Annotated in this window: 5 protein-coding genes; 3 read left to right on the top strand and 2 right to left on the bottom strand. The window is 72.0% G+C overall.

Annotation, left to right across the window (positions count from 1 at the left end; genetic code table 11):
* Positions 1-1,016: ATP-binding protein (locus STRTUCAR8_RS00450; RefSeq protein ID WP_158697372.1), on the top strand; the 1,016-nt coding region annotated here is incomplete at its 5' end.
* Positions 1,017-1,076: 60 nt separating this feature from the next.
* Complete coding sequence (locus tag STRTUCAR8_RS00445; RefSeq protein WP_006373375.1) at positions 1,077-1,736, top strand: hypothetical protein; 660 nt, start codon at positions 1,077-1,079, stop codon at positions 1,734-1,736.
* Here the strand turns inward: STRTUCAR8_RS00445 and STRTUCAR8_RS48095 are convergent.
* Together STRTUCAR8_RS48095 and STRTUCAR8_RS00435 are read right to left on the bottom strand one after the other, a co-directional pair.
* Positions 1,733-3,964: an ATP-binding protein gene (locus tag STRTUCAR8_RS48095; RefSeq protein ID WP_006373373.1), complete on the bottom strand. Its 2,232-nt coding sequence runs from the start codon at positions 3,962-3,964 to the stop codon at positions 1,733-1,735. The two genes, STRTUCAR8_RS00445 and STRTUCAR8_RS48095, sit on opposite strands and share 4 nt — an antisense overlap.
* Before the next feature lie 195 nt (positions 3,965-4,159).
* Positions 4,160-5,761 carry an aspartate aminotransferase family protein gene (locus STRTUCAR8_RS00435; RefSeq protein WP_044471387.1) on the bottom strand — a complete coding sequence of 534 codons (1,602 nt, stop codon included), beginning with the start codon at positions 5,759-5,761 and terminating at the stop codon, positions 4,160-4,162.
* A 189-nt stretch (positions 5,762-5,950) separates the two neighbouring features.
* Here STRTUCAR8_RS00435 and STRTUCAR8_RS00430 point away from each other — a divergent pair, with 189 nt between their 5' ends.
* Positions 5,951-6,496 carry a flavin reductase family protein gene (locus tag STRTUCAR8_RS00430; protein ID WP_006373372.1) on the top strand — a complete coding sequence of 182 codons (546 nt, stop codon included), beginning with the start codon at positions 5,951-5,953 and terminating at the stop codon, positions 6,494-6,496.
* The last annotated feature ends 17 nt before the right edge of the window (positions 6,497-6,513 follow it).

Below are 6,513 nucleotides of genomic sequence, written 5' to 3'. Positions count from 1 at the left end.
GGGCCGCGGTCTCCGTGGTGGGCACGCTGCTCGACAGGGCGCACGGGCTGCTCACCAACGTCCCGGCGGGTGAGCTGTACGTCAGCGAGGAAGTCGCGGGCGACACCGATGCCTGGGTCCGGTACGGCGAGACCACGCACGCCGCCGACGGGGTGGCCGGCATCCGTCCGGCGCAGGCCCTGCGCACAGGCGTGCCGACGGAGCGCGCCACCGACGCCCGCGGGCAACGCCGGCACGAACTCACCCTGCTGGAAAGCTTTCTGGAGTACTCACGTCACCACGACGTGCCCAGCATGCTGACGGTGTTGGGCGACCGGGGGGTCGGCAAGACACGCCTGCTCGCCCAGTTCGAGCGCCGGATCGCACAGGACTTCGAGGAAGTGCGGGTCGTACGGCCACGCGTGCCGGAGGGAGGCCCGGACGCGGCCGGCCTGGCGGGCGCACTGCTCGAGGCATGGGCGCCGCGCGACCGGGCAGCGCTCGACACGCCGGAGCACCGGCTCAGGGCCGTGGTCCGCTCCGCGGTCGGCTCCGACGTCGACGCCGTACGGCTGCTGCGCGTCCTGTCGTCCTCGCCGGACTCCGCCCGGCCGGGGCACTGGGCCGATGTGCTCGCCGCCTGGGGGGAGGTGATCGAGCATCAGGCCCGCCACCGCCCCCTGGTGCTGTGCCTGGACGATCTGCACCTGGCCGACGAGGAGGTGCTCGACTGGGCGGAGGCCCTCGGCCGGGGCACCACCCGGTCCTCGCTGCTCGTCGTGGCCTGCGGTCACTCCGACCTGCTGGGCCGGCGCCCTTTCTGGGGCAGCGGCCGGCGACACGCGGGCATGCTGACCCTGCCGCGGCTGTGGGAGCCCGCCCCGATGCCGCGGCGCATCGGACCGGTCCCGGAGCGCCGCCCCAGGAAACCGGGGGAGCAGCCCTGGGCGACCGGCCGGGCCCACACCGGTCACGGCGGGTTCCGGGGCAGGGCGGCCGAGCCGGTCGAGGCACGGCCGGGCCGCAGGGCCGTGTGATGACCACCGGGGAGAGCCGCGAATGGGCGGCCGGTGTGCCGGACTTGGTGTGCTGTTCCCATGGAAACCGCAGCCGCACACGCCCGTCGTTCCCCGCACGGTTCACCCCTGCCGGTGCGACCCCCCGTCGCCGGTGAGATGGACGCGCCCCTGGCCGTCTTCGTCGGCAGACAGTTCGCCGCGGCCCTGTCAGAGGGGCTGCGGCGGTCCATGGGCACCGGCACGGCACGGCCGGATGCCACCGCGCCCGCCGTCCCCTCGCCGGCCTGTCCGACGACGGGGGAAGGCGCCCTCCTCGCCGCGCACGCCGGGGAGATCCTGGCCCGTTTCGGCGCCCGGCTTCACGACGCGCCGGGCGTCACCGCCCCGGAACGGGGCCGCGTCACCGTGTGGGCGCGGCAGGTGCTCGGCGCAGCCGGGCCGACGGGGGCGGAGCGCGTCGGCGCCACGGCCCCGTGGAAGGCCCTCGCGGGGTCCCTGCTCATCGAAACGGCCGTGGATGTCCTGCCGGCCGCTTCTCCCGACGTCACGGAGGCCATCGGCGCGCTCGCCCGTGCCGTACGCCTCACCGGCACCGGCGAGCCGCTCCAGGGTCTGCCGTCGAATTCCCGCCTGCCTGACGAAGCGACGCAGGCTCCCACGCTGACCCGACGGGCCCCGGGCCCGCCCTCCGGGCGTACGACGGGAATCCGACGACGAGAATCCGATGGCAGGCTCTAGACGACCTCGGGCTCCCGGACCGGAGGAAGCAGGGACTCCAGCAGCCGGTTCAGGTCGTCGCCGGGCTCCGGGGTGAGACTGATGGTCACCGTGCGGGGGCGGCCGGTGGCCCAGCCGGGGCGCCGCTCCGGCAGCCGGCCGTCCGCGCCGACGACGTTGAGGAGCGGCACGTTCGCATGTGTCTGCGTCAGCTGCTCCACCACGTCCAACAGCGCGTCGTCGGCGTACTGCAGATCGTCCCAGATCACCACCAGCGGCTGTTCGCGTGCCGCCCTCGCGAGGAAGGTCGTCCACGCGCGGAGCAGATCGCCCGGCACGGCCGGCCCGAACGACGTCCGCCCCGGCCGGAGCAGCGAGGCGAGGGACGCGTACAGGTCCCCTCCGCCCGGGTCGCCGCCGAGCCGGTCGAGCGTGGCCCGCAGCCGCGCCGTGGCGTGGGCTTCGGGACCGCCCGGATCGATGCCGCAGTACGCGGCCAGCATCTCCGCGGGCACCGACAGCGCGGAACCCGTCCCCGGCGGCGGGACCGTGCCGGCCAGTACCCGCACCCGTCCTCCGTGGCTCTCCTCGACCCGCCGCTGGAACTCCATGAGCAGCCGTGTCCTGGCCCGGCCCGAGTCGTCGATGAGGGTGATCAGATGCGCGGCCGAGCGCTGCCGCGTGCGCAGCAGAGTGTGCTGTGTCAGCTCCAGCTCGCTGACCTGGTCGCCCGCGCCCGCCCAGCCGTGGGAGAGCTCCGGGACATCGCCCTTCAGCAGGTGCAGTTCCCAGGGGGCGACGGCCGAGGCGCAGGCACGGCGGAACGTGGCCGCCTCCTCGCTCTGCCGGCGCGTCTCCTCGCAGACGTGGATCTCCCCGGGCTGTACCTGGTCCAGCATCGTCCGGCAGGTCTCGACGAGCCTGCCGCCGACCCACGGCGGCAGCACGTGCTCCGAGGGCGGACGCGACAGCAGAGCCTCGCCGGAGACCACGGCCGCGTGCACGGTGAGACCGCGCACCGCTGCCTGCGGCGGAGCGAGGGTGGAGGTGGGGACACTGAGGCTGTCGCGGACGGCCGCTGCGGTGCGGACCGCGTGCTCCGCGGCCTCGGCCGGGTCGGTCCCGGCGAACACGGCGAGGACCGTCGAGCCGAGCACGGCCGTGACCCGGCCGCCGTGCAGTTCGGCCTTCTCCCTGGCCACCTGTGTCAGGGCGTCGAGCACCCGGTCCCGGTCCTCGACCAGCACCCTGCCGAGTTCCTCGCCGAGGCGGAAGCGGAACATGACCACGCTGGCGGTGCGGGACTCGTGCGGGCCGGTGGGGCAGGGGTCCTCGACGGTGGCGGGGGAGGCGGCGGGCGCTGCCGGGGAATTCGCCGACGGGGCGGCGGGCGTGACGTTCACCGTCTCCCGGCCGTCCACCGCGTCCCGGCTGTCCACCGTCTCCAGGCCGCTGACCGTGTTCCGGCCGACCACCGAACGCGGCGCCTCGAGCGACGGATCGTGGGTGAGGATCGCCTGCTGCAACCGGTGCAGTTCGCGGCCAGGCTCCAGCCCGAGCCCCTCCACGAGGGCGGCGCGCACCCGGCCGAACACCGCCAGCGCCTCGGCCTGCCGCCCGCACCGGTACAGGGCCACCATGAGCTGCCCCGAGGCGCGTTCCCGCAGCGGTTCGGAGGCCACGAGGTTCTCCAGGTCGCGCAGGATCAGCTGGTGCCGGCCACAGGCCAGGGCGGCCTCGAACAGATCCTCCATGACATTGAGTCGCCTGTTCTGCACGGCCGTCAGCTCCGGCCAGCAGATCCCCTCCTCCACCAGGTCGGCGAGCACGGGTCCGCGCCACAGCGACAGCGCCTCACGAAGGGACTTGTGCGCCGACTCCACCTGTCCCGCCGTCAGGGCCGCCCGGCCCGCCGCCACCCGCTGCCGGTAGTCGAGCAGGTCGACGCGCCGCGGCGGTACGCGCAGCAGATAGCCGGGCGGGCGGGTCAGCAACTCGGCGGTGTGCTCGGACCGCGGAGGCCGAGCCAGAACGCCACGCAGCTTCCAGACGGCGTTCTGCAGGATCTTGCGTGCGGTCATGGGCGCCGCGTCGTCGGGCCACAGGGCCGACAGCAACTGGGTGGTGGACACCACCTGGTTGGCGTGCAGCAGGAGATACGCCAACACCGCGCGCTGTCTGCGCCCGCCCAGGTCCACCAAGTCCCCGTCGTTCTCGACTTCCAGTGGGCCCAGTAATCGGAACTGCATGAGATCCCCGTTTCCGCTCGCTCCTGCGTGGCGCGTTGCCGGGACCGGTGTTCCGCGTGACGGCGCTGTCGGCGCGTTCCGTTTCCCGCACTGCTTCCGGTCGCACGTGCCTGCCCTGGTCTCGGGCGGCACGTGTCGGACTGCCCTGGGTCCGTCCGCCGGTGGGGGGAGGCGACGTACTCACCCAGGGATGGGTCAGCGGCCCGCGGCGGTCAACTCGTCGCCGGCCTGTTTGCGCAACAGTGTGCACACATCAAGAAGACCGTCGTACAGCTGATCCAGTTCCGCGTCCGTGACATGAATCGACGGCTCGAACCGCAGGGTGTTGACCGCGCTGGCCGTCGGGAAGGTCCGCACCCGGTGCCGGCGCAGCAGATGGCCCGCCAGGAAGTAGCCGAACAGACCGCTGCCCGCGATCTCGCGCAGTTCGGGTGACGACGCGTCGGACTGGTCACGGAATTCCAGGCCCTGCATCAGCCCACGGCCACGCACGTCCAGCACCACGTCCGGGAATTCCGCCCGCACCGCGTCGAGTCTGGCGCGCAACGCCGCACCGCGCTCCTCGGCCTGCCGGTACGCCGCTCCGCCGTCTCTTTCGAGAAGGTCCAGGACCCGTAGCGCGATGTGGCAGGAGAAGCTGTCCTTCGCGAAGGTCGAGCTGTGCACGACCTCGAAATCCCGGCGATAACGCTTCTCGCGCACCAGCATCACGGAAGCCTTCGCGATGCCTCCGCCGAGCGTCTTGGCGAGGGTGTAGTAGTCACCGCGCAGGCCGATCCGGGAACTGGCGAGCAGCGTGCCCGTCCTGCCCATTCCGCTCTGGATCTCGTCGACGACGACCGGGCAGTCGATCGCGGCGCAGAACTCCTGGATTTCCCGGGCGAATTCGGGGGACAGGACACGAATTCCTCCCTCGCCCTGGACGGGTTCGACCAGGAAGGCGCAGAACACGGGGAACTCGTGTTCCGTCACCGTGATTCTTCCGCGCTCCGTGCTCAGGCCGAGCAGGACCCGCCGCTCCTGCGCCCGCACGGCGCGCAGCGCCTCGGGCCGGTCCTGCGGAACGAACCGTGCCTGGGCCGCGAGGGACTTGAAGGGCAGCCGGTAGTTCTCGTTGTGGGTCAGCTGCACACTGCCGGCGAGCTTGCCGTGGAAGCCGCCCTCGAGTGCGAGGAACAGCGGTGGCGCCGCGACGGTCTCGCTGTTGCGGCGCCTGATCTCCGCCTCCAGAAGGCGGAAGGCATCGTTGTCGTCGGCCGCGAGGGCGATCCCGAGGCGGGCGGCCGTCTCGCCGTGGACGGTGGCGGTCCCCGCCGAGACCGCCGTGCGTGCCGCGTCGAGTTCGGTCCCGACGGTGTCGAGCAGCGCGGAGATCCGTATGCCCCGGTCCAGTTCCGCGTGCTTGACGGCGGCTTCGACCGATTCCGCGCCACTGTTGCCGAAGATGGCGTAATAGGGCTCGTCGTCGGAGAGTTCACGCGCGATGATGCGGTTCAGTTCGGCGGCGAGCCGGTTTGCGTACGGATGGCGCGAGAACTGGGCGTGTATCGGCGTCTGTTCGGCGAGCAGGTCCCGGGCGTATGCGGTGATCTCCGGGTGGTTGTGGCCGAGCAGCACCGAGCCGTATCCACCGGCGAAGTCCACGACCGGGATCTCGGTGCCGTCCTCGTCGCGCATGTACAGGGTGTTCGCCTCGGCCCGTACGTATTCGACGGCCAGTCCGGCCATGTCGAGTATCTGGCGCAGATAGGGTTCGGCGAGTTCGGGCTCCGCGGCTTTGGTCAAGTTCTCATTCATGTCCTCAGGGTCCGGCGCCAGGGTCAACGTCCGGTCACTGGAAGGTCATTGGGCATGTCCCGGCACAGGTGTCACGGCGGTTACCCGGGCGTGGGAGAACCGCGAGACGCCACGGATACGTTGATTGTGCCGACTGCCCTTCCGCGCGGACGGCACTGACGTGTCCCGTGTGACCCATCGGAGAGTGGCATGAATTCCGCGTCCGTCGAACTCGATCACGCTGCCATGCGTTCCGGTCACGGGCCGGTGCGGCCAGACCGGCTTCGTGAGGTGATGTCCCGCTTCGCCACGGGCGTCACGGTCCTCACCGTGGGTGGGGAACACCTCCACGCCATGACGGCGAACGCCTTCAGTTCGGTTTCCCTCGATCCGCCGTCCGTCCTGTGCGGCATCGGCCACAGCGCGGTCATGCACGACTCGCTGACCGATGCCGGGCACTTCGCCGTGAACATACTCGGCGCTCACCAGGAGGCGCTCGCCCGGCACTTCGCCGACAAGAGCCGCGTTCTGGGGGCCGCGCAGTTCGAGCCGGTGGACTGGCGGGCCGGCGAGCACACGGGCGCCCCGCTGCTCGACGACTCGGTGGCGTGGCTGGAGTGCGAGCTGACCGAGGCGCACTCGTTCGGCGACCACACCATCTTCATCGGTACGGTGCTGGCGGCGGGCCAGGGGGCGGCGGGCGACGAGCTGCTGTTCGTCAACGGCCGCTTCGGGAAGCCGGCCACCGCGTCCTGACCGGCGGGCACGACAGG

The sequence above is a fragment of the Streptomyces turgidiscabies Car8 genome (assembly GCF_000331005.1).
GTDB classification, from domain to species: domain Bacteria; phylum Actinomycetota; class Actinomycetes; order Streptomycetales; family Streptomycetaceae; genus Streptomyces; species Streptomyces turgidiscabies.
Note: the sequence above shows the minus strand (reverse complement) of the source record. Positions and strands in the feature narration are given on the sequence as shown.

Bases quoted from the DNA above. Each gene is read 5' to 3' on its own strand.
- STRTUCAR8_RS00445 (WP_006373375.1), top strand. From the start codon at position 1,077: ATGGAAACCGCAGCCGCACACGCCCGTCGTTCCCCGCACGGTTCACCC.
- STRTUCAR8_RS48095 (WP_006373373.1), bottom strand. From the start codon at position 3,964: ATGCAGTTCCGATTACTGGGCCCACTGGAAGTCGAGAACGACGGGGAC.
- STRTUCAR8_RS00435 (WP_044471387.1), bottom strand. From the start codon at position 5,761: ATGAATGAGAACTTGACCAAAGCCGCGGAGCCCGAACTCGCCGAACCC.
- STRTUCAR8_RS00430 (WP_006373372.1), top strand. From the start codon at position 5,951: ATGAATTCCGCGTCCGTCGAACTCGATCACGCTGCCATGCGTTCCGGT.